General features: G+C 53.2%; 11 protein-coding genes. 1 reads left to right on the forward strand and 10 read right to left on the reverse strand.

The genetic code is table 11. The features are described 5' to 3' along the window. Window positions 1-124 precede the first annotated feature (124 nt). A complete protein-coding gene (locus AT746_RS17585; protein ID WP_062483131.1) occupies window positions 125-484 on the forward strand; it encodes a nuclear transport factor 2 family protein in 360 nt (119 codons plus the stop codon). Window positions 485-559: 75 nt separating this feature from the next. On the opposite strand, the gene AT746_RS17590 is transcribed toward AT746_RS17585, so the two are convergent. From AT746_RS17590 to AT746_RS17635, 10 genes are all read right to left on the reverse strand, one after another. Further along, window positions 560-1,258: a DUF6445 family protein gene (locus AT746_RS17590; protein ID WP_062483133.1), complete on the reverse strand. Its 699-nt coding sequence runs from the start codon at window positions 1,256-1,258 to the stop codon at window positions 560-562. 4 nt (window positions 1,259-1,262) lie between these two features. Continuing rightward, window positions 1,263-2,750 (reverse strand): tryptophan halogenase family protein, encoded by a 1,488-nt coding sequence (locus AT746_RS17595; RefSeq protein WP_062483135.1) that lies wholly within the window; start codon window positions 2,748-2,750, stop codon window positions 1,263-1,265. A gap of 22 nt (window positions 2,751-2,772) precedes the next feature. Then, a complete protein-coding gene (locus AT746_RS17600; RefSeq protein ID WP_062483137.1) occupies window positions 2,773-3,810 on the reverse strand; it encodes a cupin-like domain-containing protein in 1,038 nt (345 codons plus the stop codon). Further along, complete coding sequence (locus tag AT746_RS17605; protein WP_062483138.1) at window positions 3,807-4,559, reverse strand: SapC family protein; 753 nt, start codon at window positions 4,557-4,559, stop codon at window positions 3,807-3,809. Before AT746_RS17605 ends, AT746_RS17600 begins: the two co-directional genes overlap by 4 nt. A 145-nt stretch (window positions 4,560-4,704) precedes the next feature. Next, window positions 4,705-7,788, reverse strand: coding sequence for a TonB-dependent receptor (locus AT746_RS17610; protein WP_062483140.1), 3,084 nt, complete (start codon window positions 7,786-7,788; stop codon window positions 4,705-4,707). Window positions 7,789-8,044: 256 nt separating this feature from the next. Next, window positions 8,045-8,713, reverse strand: a complete 669-nt coding sequence (locus tag AT746_RS17615; protein WP_062483143.1) for a DUF6445 family protein — start codon at window positions 8,711-8,713, stop codon at window positions 8,045-8,047. Then, window positions 8,713-10,221 carry a tryptophan halogenase family protein gene (locus AT746_RS17620; protein WP_062484375.1) on the reverse strand — a complete coding sequence of 503 codons (1,509 nt, stop codon included), beginning with the start codon at window positions 10,219-10,221 and terminating at the stop codon, window positions 8,713-8,715. The genes AT746_RS17615 and AT746_RS17620 overlap by 1 nt, the downstream gene beginning before the upstream one ends. Window positions 10,222-10,234: 13 nt before the next feature. After that, window positions 10,235-11,653, reverse strand: coding sequence for a tryptophan 7-halogenase (locus AT746_RS17625; protein ID WP_062483145.1), 1,419 nt, complete (start codon window positions 11,651-11,653; stop codon window positions 10,235-10,237). Then, a complete protein-coding gene (locus AT746_RS17630) occupies window positions 11,650-13,194 on the reverse strand; it encodes a tryptophan halogenase family protein (protein ID WP_062483147.1) in 1,545 nt (514 codons plus the stop codon). The genes AT746_RS17625 and AT746_RS17630 overlap by 4 nt, the downstream gene beginning before the upstream one ends. An 87-nt stretch (window positions 13,195-13,281) precedes the next feature. Beyond that, a complete protein-coding gene (locus AT746_RS17635; RefSeq protein ID WP_062483149.1) occupies window positions 13,282-16,611 on the reverse strand; it encodes a TonB-dependent receptor in 3,330 nt (1,109 codons plus the stop codon). Between the last annotated feature and the right edge of the window lie 84 nt (window positions 16,612-16,695).

Genomic DNA, 16,695 nt, shown 5'->3' on the forward strand with positions numbered 1-16,695 from the left:
ACACCGGCCAGATGGCTGGACTGCATCAGTTAGATGTTGCGCAAGCAGCACAAGGATAAGGGACGGCCACATTGACTGCGGCCGATCCAAAAACGGGTGTCAGATACCCAAAGGAGGAATACAGATGTCACAGGTAAGCCGCAGCGCAGATTGTGGCAATTCGCCTAAAAACAAGATGGTGGAAGATATCGCTATCGCATTGGAGACCCGGGACACGGATTTTCTTAGGTCCATCCTCGATCCTGAAGTGATGTGGAATTATGTGGGTGGCACTGTGACGACCTCAGCAGCCATCCTGGTCCAAGTCGGTGAGCTGGACAAACCGACCAGTCTGACCGTTGATCATGTTATCTCTCACGGAAAGACTGGGGCCGTCAATGGCTATACCAGAAAAGGGAAAAGTGAACAGCGATTCTGCCACGTCATCGAGTTCACTTCTGTGAAATGCAATCGAATCCGTCGAATCGAGTCTTATGGTGAATGAGCTGCTGTGAGTTTTTGACTAAAGCATTCAACTTTTCTCCGTTCTTCAACCAGACAACGAGCAGTAATTTTTCACTCAACAACAATCAATAAAGCTGCTGATAGTGAGGCGGCCCTGGCGGGGATCCGCTGACAGGCTGGCATTGGCCGGGATGGCGCCGCTGTGCAGGGAGTGTCTTCGATAGACGATCAGACGGTTGAATACTCCCTGCTGTTCCGCAATCTTTTCAAATAGCGGCGTATCGCCACTGATATAGCCTTCGCTGGCTTTAGGCAGATTGGGTCCGTTGTTTTCGGCCTCCAGTGAACGGAAATACTCCGGTGCCCGGCCCTTATCAATGGTTTCAAAGCCGGTTTTTCGATGGCGATAAAAGGCGGTACCGCCCTGATCGCCCTCAAACAAATAGTGCACTGCGGCAAGGGCATCGCGCTCAGGCGTATCGAAATGGGGTATGCGTTGCAAGAGTTTTAGCTGCTGTGGCGGCGTAGTCACCACCGAAAAGTGGCAGACAGAAAAACTCAATGAGTTTGCGGGCAGCCCGAAAGCGTCGATCAGGGTGGATTCGAGGCTTTGCAATAACAACTGGCGGTAACGGGCCGGGGCGGCGGCGCGGATTCCCGGGTAATAGGGCGAGTTGGCCACAAGGTGCTCTTTGCAGGCCTGCTCCACCAGCCATTGGGACTGGTCAACAAAATTATCCACTACCAGCAGTGGCGCCTGCTCCTTACCTATATGCAGGCTCTGGATCTGCATATTCTTGTGGGTAGACAACATGCTGCTATTCTCCCTCAGCCGGGCAATAGCGACCGATAAAGTCACTATGTCCGGGCAGTCGTGCCACTACCTGATTGATAGTCCGGCGGATTCCCTGTAAGTGTTGGGTCAGTTGCTGTTCGCTCAGTGTGGAGACAATTTTCTGATAACTTTTTGGTATCAGCCGCTGGCCCAGCATCACGTGGGTCCAGGATTCAAGCCGGAATAATTCCTCACCGGTCTGAAACGCATGGGCACCTTCTCTGAACAGCTCCATTCTGTGAGCCAGCGAATCGGGGATCGTCATATTGCGGCAATAACGCCAGAATTCGCTGTCATCACGTTCGGTCTGGTGATAATGCAGAATAATAAAATCGCGGATTTTCTCCAGTTCGCTGATCGATTGCTGGTTATATTCGTCGATCAGAGGCTGGGTGACACCGTTAAAGGGAAACAGCCTCAGCAAGCGGATCACGCCGTTCATAAACAAATAGATACTGGTTGATTCCAGCGGTTCGATAAACCCGCTGGACAGCCCCAGTGCCACACAGTTTTTGTTCCAGAACAGTTTGCGGCGGCCGGTTTTATAGCGCAAAACCCTGGGCGTCATTAATGCCTGTGTCTCCAGATTACCCAGCAGGCGCTCGCGGGCCTGTTCCTCTTGCAGATAATCACTGGCATACACCAGGCCATTACCAACTCGATGTTGCAGCGGGATCCGCCATTGCCAGCCCGCATCATGGGCCATGGCCCGGGTGTAAGGCGGCAGCGTATCGGCAGATTCGGTCTGTACTACTACCGCAGAATCGCAGGGAAGCCAGTGGCCCCAGTCTTCAAAGCCGGTTTGTAGTGTCTGCTCAATCAACAGCGCCCGGAAACCGGTGCAGTCGATAAACAGATCGCCCTCCAGCTCCTGCCCTGACTCCAGTACCAGCGAGCTGATATCCCCATTGGCATGTTGTCTTACCTCAGCGATTTTTCCTTCAATTCTTGTGACCCCCTGCGCTTCACTGAAACCGCGCAGAAACCGGGCGTAGCGCCCGGCATCCAGATGGTAGGCGTAACTGATACCGGAGCTGTCTGTTTTGCCGAATTTATGGGCCTGAGCCGCTTGTAATTCATAACAGTAATCTCCCAGTGGCGCGTCGATACCTAATTGCAGACCATGCAGATAATAGTGCTGAAAATCAGCCAGAAAGCTGCCTTTGCCGGTAGTGCCGAAGGGATGCATATATTTATCGCCAACTTGCCCCCAGTTTTCAAAACTGATCCCCAGTTTAAAGGTGGCATCGGTGGCACGCATAAATTCCTGCTCATCGATACCGAGCAGATTGTGGAACAACTGCACCGGTGGAATGGTCGATTCGCCCACCCCTACGGTGCCGATATCCTCAGACTCCACCAGCACCACTTCGACCAGGCCATTTAGTCTTTTGCTGAGGGCGGCAGCAGCCACCCAGCCTGCGGTACCCCCACCGGCAATCACAACTTTTGTTACGACATTATCCTGCACGGCAATTCCTCATTCACTGCGCTTAACGGTTCAGCCGGTTAAGCAACATGGCCCGTAACTGGCGGGCCTGCATCTCATCCAGTTCGCCCAGCACGCCCCGCGCCGCTTCCGGCAAATGGCGGCCTGCCTGCTGTGGATCGTCAAACACGTAATAGGCCAGTACTTCCTTCCAGGCCCGGCGTTCGTGCTCCGGTTTATCACGCAGGCATAACAGGGCATGATAAAGCACATTCATACCCGAACCCGTATACCGGGGTGCTTCACTCCACCAATAGTTGATCAGCAGGTTAAAGGGATCCAGCGCTTCTACCTGGTGCCACCACATACTGGGCAAATATAAGGCATCACCAGGTTCCAGCTCTGCCACCTGCCCGGCTTGCAGCGCCTGTGGAAAATTCGGATAGCGACTAAGATCGGGGTTGGCAAAGTCCACCATACTGATGGCCTGCCCGCCTGGTGTCGGCTCCAGCGGACCGGGATAGAGGTTGGCGATCTGCTCAGGTGGAAACAGACTGAAGCGCCGGTGGCCGGCCACGCAGCAGGCCAGATTATCCGAAGCATCATAATGGCAGGCGGCCAGAGAGCGATTACCGATCCAGATGCTGACCCGCTCAGGCTCAGTGGCCAAATCCGATGGCTGGCGTGGTAAACGGATATCGTTCTGTTCACGTAGTTTGGGAAAATGAGTATGAATAACATTCGAGGCGATATAATAGCTTGGCGGCGGTGACTGCTCCGCAGCGGCCAGCATCATCTCCAGTGCCTCGTCGATGGGGCCGATGCGGGTTTCATAATTCAGTCTGGTAACGGATTCATCATAGAAGTAGCGCCCTTCTATACCCGGTTCACCGCAGCAAATCTGGCTGGGCCTGCCGTTGTAGTGCTCACACAGATAATCCACCACCGCCCGGTCAGACTGACCCGCCAGCTCTGTCAGCTTCCAGTCGCTGACCAGCCCTTTAAGCACTACAGGTTCATGGTTGCTCAAAACCTCTGGCGGGATCTGGCCCGGCTGACAGTCCTCAATGACCTGAGTGCGGCGAGCAATGGCTGAACTCATGCCCTCTCCCTGCGCCTGTCTGGTTGACGGTTCTTGCGCTCAATCAGCGGCCGTATATTGGTCATGGAGCCGATCACGGCGAAGGCCAGCTGCAGGTATCCGGCCCGGTGCAATTGCTCCAGTTGCTGACCATTGAGCTGTGCCAGGCGCTCTTCATTGATGCCGTAATTGCCAATCAGGCGATGTTTCTGACCACTGTTCAGTTCAAACTCGATATTTATCGGCTCAATCAGATTTAATTGCTCAAAGGCGGAAAACATGCCCTTTTGCAGCGCCATGCCCTGATGAATTGCCTGCAGTTTAAGGGAAATATACTCAAGGTAGGGGCTGTTGCCCCCCTGAGACAGAAACAGCGGCTGTCCCTCACTTTCAGTAACCTTAGGATGATCCATATCGATATGCACTACCGGCTCAGCCTTTTCTCCGTGCATATCCTGCTGGCGCTGAAAGCCGATAAGAAATGGGCCGCGCTCGACGCTGGCGGGAATAGAGCGGGCATCCCAGCCTGAGGCAGCGCTTTCATCCAGAAACAGATTCTCGCTGTCGGAAAATCCCAGCAGGGCAATGGCCTGATAGGGGCCATCTTCTTTATCACGGCGAAACAGGATGGGATAATCTTTCTGCAATTCGATAAATTCGGTGGGGAATACCGGCACACTGGCCACATTGTCACCGTACTGGCTACCAAACTGATGCACTACATGGGTATGCTGATGGGTAATATTATTCAACAATTCATGTCTGGCCATACTGTTACTCCTCATCTATACCCAAATAACTTCAGATACTAAAAGTCACTTGGGTATAGCCGTTACTGACGGATCAAAGCCGCTGTCACCAGCGGCTTCTGGTTGTACTACTTGTCCGCCGGTTACGGCGGGGGCTAAGTGCCGATCAGAAGGCGTAACGCGCACCCAACTGATAACGGGCACCGAGGTCAGTCAGATACCATAACATGGCTTCATTACGGGCATGACTGCGACTGTTCTCGCCAGTTACATTAATACCTTCAGCGAACACTGTCAGTTGGTCGGTGATATCGTAACTGACACTCATATCAATCTGCCAGTAGGCTTCTTCAAACCTGGGGTTGTTGGATCCCCCTTTGTTTACCTCAGCCAGATATTTATCACGCCAGTTCCAGGCGATTCTTGCCTGTAAGCCGTCTTTCTCATACATGCCAATCAGGTTAGCGGTATCACTCAGACCAATCAACGCAAACTGCGACTCATTCGGATCTGCGGTCACATCAAAGCCCACATCACCACGCACAATGGTGTAGTTGGCCTGCACACCATAACCCGTTTCACCAAAGAAGTGCTGAATCGCAAACTCGGCACCATAAAGTTTGGCTTCCCTGTTATTATCCGGCGTGTCGGTACGGAACTCCATCAGCGGATCGTCCGGATTTGCAGTCAGATCAAATCCTGGATTATTAGCCAGAAAATCAATCTCAGCCTGCGTCCCGGTAAACTGCGGATTAGGCCCGAACTCGGCAATCATATCCGGATGATCCCGGTACTCATTAAACACCATCATCGAATACAGATAGGTATCGTCCAGCGGGAAACCGGCATTCACTACATCCTGAGCGGCCGCCTGAGCACGGGGCCCACCGGTGACATCACGGATATCCAGCAGCGGCTGATCCACCTGACGACTGCCGATAAAGTTAATAACGTTTTTCTGGAAAAAGCCCGCCGACATATAACTGTAGGGGTTGTAATACCATTCCAGCGACAGATCAAAGTTGGAGGATTCCAGCGGTAGCAGCGCTGGATTCGACGCTTCTGCTGTGGGCTGAGCACCAAGCAACGTGGAACCGCCTCCCCCACCGAAGTTAGACGCCGATACCCCCAGATCACCCAGTCCTGCCCGGGCAATGGTCTTGCTGAAGGAGAAACGGCCTTTCAGATCATCGGTAATATTGAGGCTGACGTCGAGACTGGGAAGCAGGTAGTCGTAATCGTTCTCTGCGCTGACCGGTTGCGGCGGCACATCGCCGTTTACACGAGAAACAATATCGTTGTTATCCTCCCATACGAAGAACACTTCACTGACCAGCGAACTGGATTTGGTCTCAGTTTTCTCATACCGCGCGCCGGTGAGCACATCGAAGGTCATATCACCCAGCTCACCGCTAAAGGCGACCTGAAAGTATGCTGCCAGGGTGTCTTCTGAGACGATATCGTCATAAGACAGGGCTTCTTCTGATGCGGTTGGAATACCAGGATACAAATCAAGACCGGCATCGTACAGCGCGCGGGGATCGGCAATAAAACCATAGCCGCCGTCGAGGGTATCGTAGTCATCAAACTCATTGGGCAGATCAAAAGGCTGTACCAGATCACCGAACTCACCGGGATTTCCCACGTTCCAGTTACCCATGGCAATATTATTACCAGCGGTTTGTATGGAACGGGATTCCATCTCCCGGGCCTCGACCCCAAAATCGAAGCGACCATCATCAAACTGATAGGTACCATCCAGTTTGATTTGCTTGATATCACTTTCCTGGCTGGCATTTCTGAGCCTGGCGATGGATGAACCTACATCGCCCGGGTCAACCATGCCATTAGCGTTCGCGCCCTTGTCCGGCAACGTGTCGTCATACACATTCAGATAGGTGGGCAAGTCACTCCCATAGAACCATTCGCGGGAGGTTACAATAGGCGCACCCAGACCCACAGCCAGTTCACCGGTGTTGCGCGGTCCGGTGCCACGGCTGTATAACTCTGAACTGTGCGCATCCAGCGCCAGACTGAGGTCATCATTGACATGGTATTCCAGATTAATACCAAAGGACTTCAGCGTATTAGTCTGCTCCCGCCACTGCTGCTCGTACCCTTCGTCCACAGCACCGGCATAGGTTTCCTGAATATAAGTGGGAGTTTTGACGATATTATTATCAAACTCCACCACCTTGGTATTGCTGCCGGTTTGTACCCAGTTGGTGATTTCACCGCGATGCTCGACAATTTCATTCTCAGCAAAGGTGTAATCGGCGGTAGCGGTAAAGTTGTCTGAAGGTCTGAACTGTAAGGTCAGTTGCGCGTTATCACGTACCCGCTCAGTATTGGAGAAGGCATAGCGAATATCATTGGGGCGGGTATACAGCTGGCCCTGTTCCGGTGCGTTACGCACTTCCGTTTCAGTGTTGTTCCAGAGCCGGTCGGCATCGGCAAGATCATCCCAGTAATCCACCTGCCAGTCATTGACTGTGGCCCCGGTATAGCCGGAGTCCCGTTGCTGATGGCTGGCAGAGAGGCTGACACCAAATCTGGCTTCATCATCGGTATAGCTGAAAATACCTGAAACTTCAGGCGTAACATCATCGCCGGTCCGATTGGTGGTGTCATGGGCGGCTTTCACACCGACGCTGGCCACCATTCCCTCGTTGTCCAGAGGCCGTGCGGTTTTAACGTTAATAGTGGCACCGATGCCGCCAGTGGCGATATCCGCCTTGCCGGTCTTATACACTTCCACTGCTCTGATACTCTCAGAAGCAAGATTGGCAAAATCAAAGGCCCGTGCGTTACCTCCACGGGTGGTGCCATCGGCTCCGGAACCTGCACCATAAGTGGTGGCAGAAGGCATGGTACGGCCATTTAAGGTGACCATATTGTTATCACCACCGAAGCCACGTACCGTCACTTCTGAGCCTTCACCATTAGTGCGGCTGATGGACACACCAGTAATACGCTGCAGGGACTCCGCCAGGTTAGTGTCCGGGAATTTACCTATGTCCTCTGAGGAGATGGCATCCACCACCCCCATAGAACTGCGTTTAATCATGGTCGCTTCCTGCATACTGGAACGCAGACCGCGTACCTGTATGACTTCTACGGCATTGTCCTGGGCCTGATCAGTCTGAGTCTGATTCTCCTGCCCGTGGAGGGGCAAGACCACCGCGCCGCCCATCAGCAGCGAAATACTTTTCGCCAGAGCGGACTTTGTAAATCTTCGTTGTGTTTTCATTCTGTTGTATCCCTCAATGTGTTAGTGAGTGACCCTGCGCAGATTTTTTTTGTGCTCACCTTCAGGCGTACTGCCAGCATCTGCGGCTCTGTGTCTAACGCTGGCCCGATGGTTTTTACGAAATACAACATCAAAACGAGACCAACGTTATGAAAACGATTGTAGTATGACCCCGTTGACTTTTAGCTTGTAAAAATACGTTTATAGATTGTGATTTTTAACAAATGATTAACAGCGGGTTACGAAATTTAAGAATTTAAACGCTGAGGAAGGAAGCAATAGTAAACCGGCCACTCAGAGGATTGAGGTCATAACCATAATCAGGCCCGATGTCCCCTGAATGCAGGGAAGAACAACGATAGATCAGCGCCCGGTTGAAGCGGGCTGGAATGGATGCGATGCGCTCAAAAACAGAGGTGTCGCCATTGATATAGCCCGTCGGCAGGGCTGATTCTCTCAGATCTGCCTCCAGCCGGTGCTGATATTCAGACTGACGTTCAGCAGTGACAGATTCAAAGCCGGTACTGCGATGGCGGTAGAAGCTGGTACCGCCATGCTGTTCATTGCACAGATAGTGGATTATCGCCAGTTCATCCGGATGAGGCCGGTCAAAATGAGGCAGGCGTTGTAGCAGAGTTAATTCATTTGCTGGCGTGCTGACCAGAGAATAATAGCAATCGGCCTTGCCTAACTCGCCAGCCGACGCCCCGAAAAAGGAGATCAGATGCAGAACAAGCTGTTCCAGCAGAAACTGCCCGTAGGCCGGCGGTGCCGGTGAGCGCAAGCCCGGATACTGACCGTCGGCGGGCAACACATTGGTCTGTTGCATGGCAAAATCGATAAGACCACCGGGATTTGGCACAAAGTCATCCACGATCAGCAGTGGCTGCTGCTCATGGCCAATATGCTGAACGGTCAGTTGCATCAGTAAACTTTCCGGGCTTTGCAGTGCTGATCAATAAACTCCTGATGCGAGGGCATATAATCCACCGATTTACGAATCACGCCACGAATGCTCTCCAGTCGCCGGGCCAGTTCCTGCTCGCTGAAAATATCCGCCAGCGGATGATAACCCCGCGGCTCAATGCCCTGCCCCAGCATCACTTCAAACCAGCTCAAATCACTGAACATTTCGTTGTTGAAGCGAAACACCCGCCCGTTGGAGCGAAATTGCTCTATTTTCTGGGTCAGTTCCTCGGGTACATCCATGGTCCGACAGTAATCCCAGAACGGCGAGTCATCCCGCTGCGTGGCATAATAGTGCAGGATCAGAAAATCCCGGATCCTGTCATAGTCGAAGTGCATCTGACGGTTAAATTCATCAATATCGGCCTGCGCAAACTGGCGGTCAGGAAAGAAGCTGAACAACTTGGAAATTGCCGCCTGCACCATATGCAGACTGGTAGACTCCAGTGGCTCCATAAAGCCTCCGGCAAGGCCAACGGCCAGGCAGTTCTTGTTCCAGAACTGCTTGCGCTTACCGGTTTTAAAGCGGATCCGGCGTGGTTCGGCCAGCGGCTCGCCATCCAGATTTTTAAGCAGGATATGGGTGGCTTCATCTTCTGACATAAACTGACTGCAATACACATGGCCGTTACCCACGCGGTGCTGCAACGGAATTCGCCACTGCCAGCCGGCTTTTTGCGCGCTGGCACGGGTAAAGGGCCAGGGCTCCTTAGTATTAGCGCTGGGCACCGCAATGGCATTGTCACAAGGCAGCCAGTGGCTCCAGTCCTCAAAGCCGGTTTTCAGGGTCTGTTCGATCAGCAGGCCACGAAACCCTGAACAATCAATAAAAAAGTCGGCTTCATGTTCACTGCCATCTTCGAGCAGCAATGAATGGATAAAGCCGTTGTCATGCTGGCGTACCTCAACCACCTTGCCTTCGGTGCGCTGCACGCCCCACCCCTGCGACAACTCGCGAAGGTATTTGGCAAACAGGCCCGCATCAAAATGAAAGGCATAGGCGATATTTGACAAGGGGGAGTTACCTGCGTCGATGGAGCGCATAAAACGTTTTTCATGGCAGGCCAGCGACGTCAGCGTATAGTCATCCAGCGGCGCTGCCTTGCCCAAAGCCCGCAGTTTCAGCCAGTAATGGTAGAACTGCACACCTTCCATGTTCTTGCCCACGTCGCCGAAAGCGTGGAAATAACTGCTGCCGGGCTTGTGCCAGTCAACAAACTGGATACCCAGTTTGAAGGTACCCTGGGTGCGGCGCACAAACTCATCTTCATCCAGACCAATAAGCTGGTTGTAAAGCATAATCTGCGGAATTGTGGCCTCACCTACGCCCACGGTGCCAATCTGTTCCGACTCAATCACCTGAATCTGACAGTACTGATTTTTTAATACTTTACCCAGTGCCGCAGCAGTCATCCAGCCTGCGGAACCGCCGCCCAATACAATGATTTTTCTTAATTTTTCTGTCATTACTGCCTCAATTTCAACGGTCAACAAAAGGTGCTGCCAAACAGCGGCTAAGGGTTTGTTGATGTTCAGGCATCCCCACCACCAGATTATTCAGATGATAGCGGATTTTCTCCATCGCATCGGCTATCTCTGTGGGGCTGTTGCACGCAAGCAGCCGACTGGGCAATTGTGGCCGTAAGCCCAGACCATAGAGCAGCGCAATACGCTGAACATTGCGTATGGCATCGGTTTCCTGCATTGGCAACCTTCCCAGGCGGGCGAATAAGCGACCGGATTCGGTCTCCAGCGGCGCCTGGTGATATTTCAGGTAGTCCAGTGATTCTTGGTAATACAGTTGCCAGTGTTGATTAAACAGGCTTGCAGTCGCCGGGCAAAGGGTCTGATTCGGCAGCAGATCCAGCCAGCGGATCAGCAGATATTGCAGCGCGCCAAGATCATCCAGTAGCGGGCTGTCCAGCGCCTCTGCAGCCAGACCCAGCTTCAGGCAGTTAGCCTGCCAGAGATGCTGAGGTGCCTGCTGCCGTCTGTGTCGTGTTTTCCAGGCGGGCTTTGCCAGTCGCTTTTCGAGCCATTCAGTTATCTGCTCCTGGCGGTGCAGTGACGGGCTGAACTCCGTATACCAGATACATCTTCCCTGCAACGGATGGTTTACCAGCCACCCCCACGGCGTCCGTTCTACCGATGTATATGGCCGGTTCAGCTCAGAGCCTGGTTGTTCTGCGGATAACTGTATCCGGCAAGCGGCACTGTCTGCCTGATCCGCCGCCGGGCGGCAGTCGATAAAAAAATCCAGCGGCAGGGTTTGTCCGTCATCCAGCACAACATGCTGTATCACGCCCTCTGCTGTTTGTTGCATATTCAGGGTTTCGCTTTGTACAAACGCTACCCCCTGTTGCTGGTTATATTGACGCAACACTGCGGCGAAAGCATGGCTGTCCAGATGTAAACCAAAGTCCAGTAAGGCTTTGAGATCCGGCCGGCTCTGTGGGGCCAAAGCGAACTTGCCATGCCGGGCGGCATGGGCGGCCAGACAATAGGGCTCAAGCTGTTGGTCGGGCTGTGTGGCCAGGTAGCCGAACAGTCCCTGCTCGAATTCAGCCCCATTCTGGCTCAGACCAAAGCTGCCGTAGGGTACAAACCAGCCCGATGACGGCGGACGCGCCTCACTGTTTGCTGCGTCCTTATAATCCCGTCCCAGACTGAAGGTAGCACTGGCCTGTCGCAGTATCTCTATCATATTCAGGCCCAGCATCTGACATACACTTTGCAGCTCGGGACCGCAGGCCACACTGCCGGACTCAGGTTGTAAACCGGGCATTTCGATTGCGCTGCAATGCATCCCGAAGGGTTTAAGTTGCCTGCAGGCCAGCGCTACTGCCATCTGCAGCCACAAGCCCTGACCCACAAATACAAGCTGGCGGATTGACCTCATCTGCCACTCCGAAAGCCATACAGGCTATTGATGGCTGGCGGTTCCCTGGCCGCCATATTCTGTTGTAACGCGTCGGCATGTTTGGGCATCTGAGCCGCCATCTGTTGTAATTTTTGCTGATAGTCAGAGAACCAGGCCATGGCAGATGCCTGACTCTGGCTGTCCAGACGAGCATCCAGATTCCCGGGATACTCCCCCTGCCCCAGTGCCACTGCCAGCCAACTGGCAGGCTGGAACAGACCCTGTCGGTATTCCAGCAGGTGCCCGGTTTCCCGGTACATGGCCAGACGTTCAGCCAGACTGTCAGGAATCTCCATCTGCGCGCAGTGTTGCCAGAAGGGCTCTGGGCGACGGTTTAGCTTGTAGTGCAGAATCAGGAAATCCCGCACCCGCTGGTATTCCAGTTCCATGGTACGGTTGAAGTACTGCCGCTCTGTGTCACCTATCTGTGTGCCCGGAAAACAAGCCAGCAACTGCTGGATAGCCACCTGAATCAGATACAGACTGGTAGACTCCAGTGGCTCCAGAAAACCCGATGACAGACCAATGGCAACACAGTTTTTCACCCAGCTATGGCGGCGCCGTCCGGTCACAAATCTCAGTGACTTAGGGTCATTCAGTGCCATTTCCTGCAAACCGGATAGCAGAGTTTCCTCAGCCTGTTGATCAGACATAAATTCACCACAATACACCAGGCCGTTACCGGTTCGGTGCTGCAACGGTATACGCCATTGCCAGCCAGCTGCTGTGGCCCGGGAGCTGGTATAGACCGGAGGGTTACTATTCGCATCGCTTGGCACTGCCAGTGCTCTGTCACAGGGAAGCCAGCGCTGCCAGTTTTCATAGCCGGCGTGCAGATGTTGTTCAATCAGAACACCGGCGAAGCCGGAACAATCGATAAACAGATCCCCTTCCACCTCTCTGCCATCATCAAGTTTGAGGGCGCGAATATCGCCACTGCAATGCTGAGATACTGCTTCAACCCTGGCATCCAGCCACTCTACACCCTGCTCAATACAGCGCTCTCGCAGCAATTTCGCGTACAAGGTGGCATCCATATGAAAGGCATAGTTGTAGGCTGATAAAGGATCATCGGGCTGCTCTTGCGGATAGCTGAAATGACCTCCCTGGGCCATTAAGACCGCCATCGAGTAATGATCATAGGGTTTCAGGCCGGCTTGTTGATGCTGGCGTAACCACAGCCAGTACTGATGAAAGGGAAGCCCATTGAGATCCTCGCCACTGAAACCGAAGGGATGAAAATAACTGGCGGCCTCCTTGCCCCACCCCTGAAACCGAATGGCCAGTTTATAGGTCGCACCCGTGGACTGGATAAACTGACTTTCATCCAGTCCAATCCATTGATTAAACTGGCGAATATGAGGGATAGTGGCCTCTCCGACACCTACAGTTCCAATCTGAGACGACTCCAGCAAGCAGATGTCGAATTCGCTGGCAGGCAAATATCTTACCAGGGCTGCTGCTGTCATCCATCCGGCGGTACCGCCACCTAAAATGATAATACGCTGTCGCTGCGACACCTGTTGTCTCAGTATTCAAAATGAAAAAAAGGTGCGCCCCGGTTAATCACCAGGAGCGCACCCACACCACACACATTAGCGCACAACTCAGAAGTTGGCCCGCATCACCAGGGCAATTCTGCGATCCGAGACAAACCATGAGCGTCCGGCTTCCAGACCTTCATTATTCAGCATCATAATGGTTTCCGACTGGGAGTTGGTCAGATTGGTGCCCTGCAATCCAATAGTGAAATTGTCATTCACATTGTAAAAGATTGAGCCATCCAACTGACCATGATCGTCGTACCACAATGGCGCCTTACTGATCACATCCCTGGTGGTGAGCAGATATCGGGAGCGCCAGTTGTATGCAAGACGCGCACTCCAGTCTCCTTTTTCATACATGCCTACCAGGTTGAAGGTGCGGTCTGACTGCCCCTGCAAGGGCACATTATCCAGATCCACCCGAATACCCGTGTCATTGTCAGGATTGCCCACCCACTCTGCGTCATCCAGAGATTCTTCGTTATTGGGTACGCCACCAGCGTCGATATAGGTAAAGCTCGCCTGTACCCCCAAACCATCCCAGGGCTCCGGCAATTTATCGAAAAATTGCTGATAAGCAAGCTCAAGACCATCCATCTTGCCCTTACCACCATTAGTGGTGGTGGTCACCAGATGGGTCTGTGAGGTACCGGTGCTCGGGTTGGTAAAGTTCTGGGCGAAAGCCCCCTGAATAAAGTAATTATCCAGTTCCTTGTGGAACAGGGTAACGCTCAACTGGCCTACATCAGCAAAGTACCACTCCAGCGCCACATCATACTGAATAGATTCCATTGGCTTGAGGAAAGGGTTACCACCGCTGCCGGTCCAGGCAGGTGTAAAGGCGTACTGGATGAGATTGTCCTCAGGCTGCGGCGGATTGTCAGGGTCCACCTCGTCCGTGGGTCTGACCGCTTCTATCGGCTCGGCACCTAAATTAGCGCGGTACTGTACATCCCCCATATCCGGCAGCGCCACAGCCTTGGAAAGAGCAAACCTGCCCACCAGATCATCGGTCAGTTCCACCTTAATATTAAAGCTCGGCAACCACATCTTGAAGGTAGTATCGGCCGCCAGTGCGGCTTCGGTATCGTTACCATAGGCCTGTTCCTGGGCAGGCAGATAATTGACCTGCTCACCTATCCAGCGATTTTCCTCTGCTGCAAGGGCTTCTTCGAAACTGGCGTAAGTACCATCGGCAATCTGCTGATTAACATAGGCCGTAACCACTTCAGGGGTAAGCTGGGTACCTCTTAACTCGCCAGGTGCCGGGAAGTCCGCCACCAAATCAGGGAAGGTAATAAAGCCCAGCGCCTCACGATTAAGCTCCACATAACGCATACCAATATTACCGCTGTAGCGCAGATCACCGTCCCCTTCAAAATTCAGCCGCAGATAGATGGCCTTATTGGTTTCGGTGGTGTCATTAATCTCGCCTGGGGTGAAAATACCAAATTCACTGTCCACGTTGTCACGCTGAGGATAGGGCTGCCAGCTACCACCAGCCGACATAAAGGGCTGACGGGCCGGATTGGCGCCCATAATAGAGCGCACATAGGCCTCTGTCGCATGAATGGTCTGATTGCCAGGGATATTCGCCACATCACCGTCATGAAAATCTGACCAGTCCACCAGCTCAAAGTCGGACTCCGCGCCTTCCAGCGTATCCAGCCATCCAGCCGGGGCGGCACCACTGAACTCAGGTGCCAATGCTCCCCAGTTCCAACTGGTGCTACGTACTATTTGTTCGCGCTTGGCATAACGTACGCCGGCCTGTAACGAGGTCAGGATACCTCTGTCTTGAAAGTGATATTCTCCGTCGAAACGCACGGCAAAGGAATCACCTTCCGAGCGCTCATAGTGATCCATGGCGCTGCGCAGGAAATAGGAAGTGGGATCCTGGAAGTAATTGCTGTCACCGGCAGGATCACCACTGAAGCCCGGATAACCACTGGCAAACAGATCCGGATTCTCATCCCGGTAACCCATCCAGGGTTCAATCAGCCGCACTGTTGGCGTAGAACCACGAACATCATATTCCTGTACGGCAAAGCTGCCGGTGTGTACCACCACATCGTCATCACTGGTTTCCGCCTGCACATACTGAATATCTGTGCTCAGGGTCAGGTAATCCGTGGCTTTCCATTCCAGATTCAGTGAGAAGTCTTCCACCAGGGTTTCGGTATCCTTAACCCGGCTGTCAAACTGAGTTTTGTGACCAAACTGACTGCGGGCATTGTCACCCCAGGCGCGGGGTACACGATCGACGTTGCCGTCTGCAGCCCGCCAGCCATCCACACCCTGCGTGATAATCCCGGCTTCAAACAGCCCCTGATCATCAAACTCGAACTCAGTGCCCTCCATTGGCCTTGAGGTACGGGCGCCGAGTTCCTGATAACTGCCCTGATATTTTATCGCCTGCTCATGCCAGGACAGCCTGGCATCAGAGCGGATATACTGGAACGTAGCCAGGAAGGTTTCATCGGCATTTTCAAACTGCAAGGCCGTGGCAAAGCCTTTGCGCTCTCTGTCATCAAATTTGTTCAGCAGGTTGGAGGCATTGGGGATCCATACCACGCCCTCGCCATCGGCTCCGGCAAATTCCCCGGCACCTGGCAGGTTGTTGGCATAATAGGTAGTGTAGGCATCAGACTGGATACCGTGAGAGGCTCCATACAAACGGGAGTGAGCCAGGTTAAACAGCATGCCAAACTCGGCACCACTGTCGAGTTCAAATCTGTCACTGTATAAAGCGGAAAAGGTTGGGCTGCCTTTTTCGGCTAGATCTCCGTAGGAGTAGTCACCACCAAAGGCAAATACCCGACCGTCAGAATCAAAGGGCTTGCGGGTACGTAAGCTGACCGTACCACCGATACCACCTTCAATCATATCGGCAGTCTGGTTTTTATAGATATCCACCCCGCCCATCAGTTCGGGCGACACATCCTGAAAAGACAGACCGCGGCCAGAGTTCGCCGTAAAAGAATCACGACCGTTGAATTCACTGCGGGTCTGGGTCATACCACGAATAATGGCGCCGCTACCTTCCACGCTGAAATGGTCCGGATCATCGGGTCCGGCAAAGCGCTCAATAGATACCCCAGGCACCCGCTGAATGGCTTCCAGTACACTGCGATCGGGCAGTACGCCGATATCTTCTGCAGAGATGCCGTCTACCACGGTATCAGAATACCTTTTCATATTCTGGGCACTTTGCAGATTGGCGCGGACACCTGTCACCTCAACGACTTCGACATCTTCACCTTTGTCTTCTGTAGCTTCGCCAGAGTCCTGTCCATAGGCACTGACCGACATACCGATCATCGCCATGGCCAACATCGACCTTTTGAATACGGGCAGTTGCCCTGCTTTGAAATTCGAACTGTTCCGCACCATTGATATGCTCCAATAACTATTCTTTTTATGCCACCCGCATCTGATGGTGTTGCCGGGTGATGTCATCAGACCTGCCGGATCGCC

Origin of the sequence: Lacimicrobium alkaliphilum (assembly GCF_001466725.1) — a bacterium.
Classification (GTDB): domain Bacteria; phylum Pseudomonadota; class Gammaproteobacteria; order Enterobacterales; family Alteromonadaceae; genus Lacimicrobium; species Lacimicrobium alkaliphilum_B.

Bases quoted from the DNA above. Each gene is read 5' to 3' on its own strand.
- AT746_RS17620 (WP_062484375.1), bottom strand. From the start codon at position 10,221: ATGACAGAAAAATTAAGAAAAATCATTGTATTGGGCGGCGGTTCCGCA.
- AT746_RS17600 (WP_062483137.1), bottom strand. From the start codon at position 3,810: ATGAGTTCAGCCATTGCTCGCCGCACTCAGGTCATTGAGGACTGTCAG.
- AT746_RS17590 (WP_062483133.1), bottom strand. From the start codon at position 1,258: ATGTTGTCTACCCACAAGAATATGCAGATCCAGAGCCTGCATATAGGT.
- AT746_RS17635 (WP_062483149.1), bottom strand. From the start codon at position 16,611: ATGGTGCGGAACAGTTCGAATTTCAAAGCAGGGCAACTGCCCGTATTC.
- AT746_RS17625 (WP_062483145.1), bottom strand. From the start codon at position 11,653: ATGAGGTCAATCCGCCAGCTTGTATTTGTGGGTCAGGGCTTGTGGCTG.
- AT746_RS17605 (WP_062483138.1), bottom strand. From the start codon at position 4,559: ATGGCCAGACATGAATTGTTGAATAATATTACCCATCAGCATACCCAT.
- AT746_RS17610 (WP_062483140.1), bottom strand. From the start codon at position 7,788: ATGAAAACACAACGAAGATTTACAAAGTCCGCTCTGGCGAAAAGTATT.
- AT746_RS17585 (WP_062483131.1), top strand. From the start codon at position 125: ATGTCACAGGTAAGCCGCAGCGCAGATTGTGGCAATTCGCCTAAAAAC.
- AT746_RS17615 (WP_062483143.1), bottom strand. From the start codon at position 8,713: ATGCAACTGACCGTTCAGCATATTGGCCATGAGCAGCAGCCACTGCTG.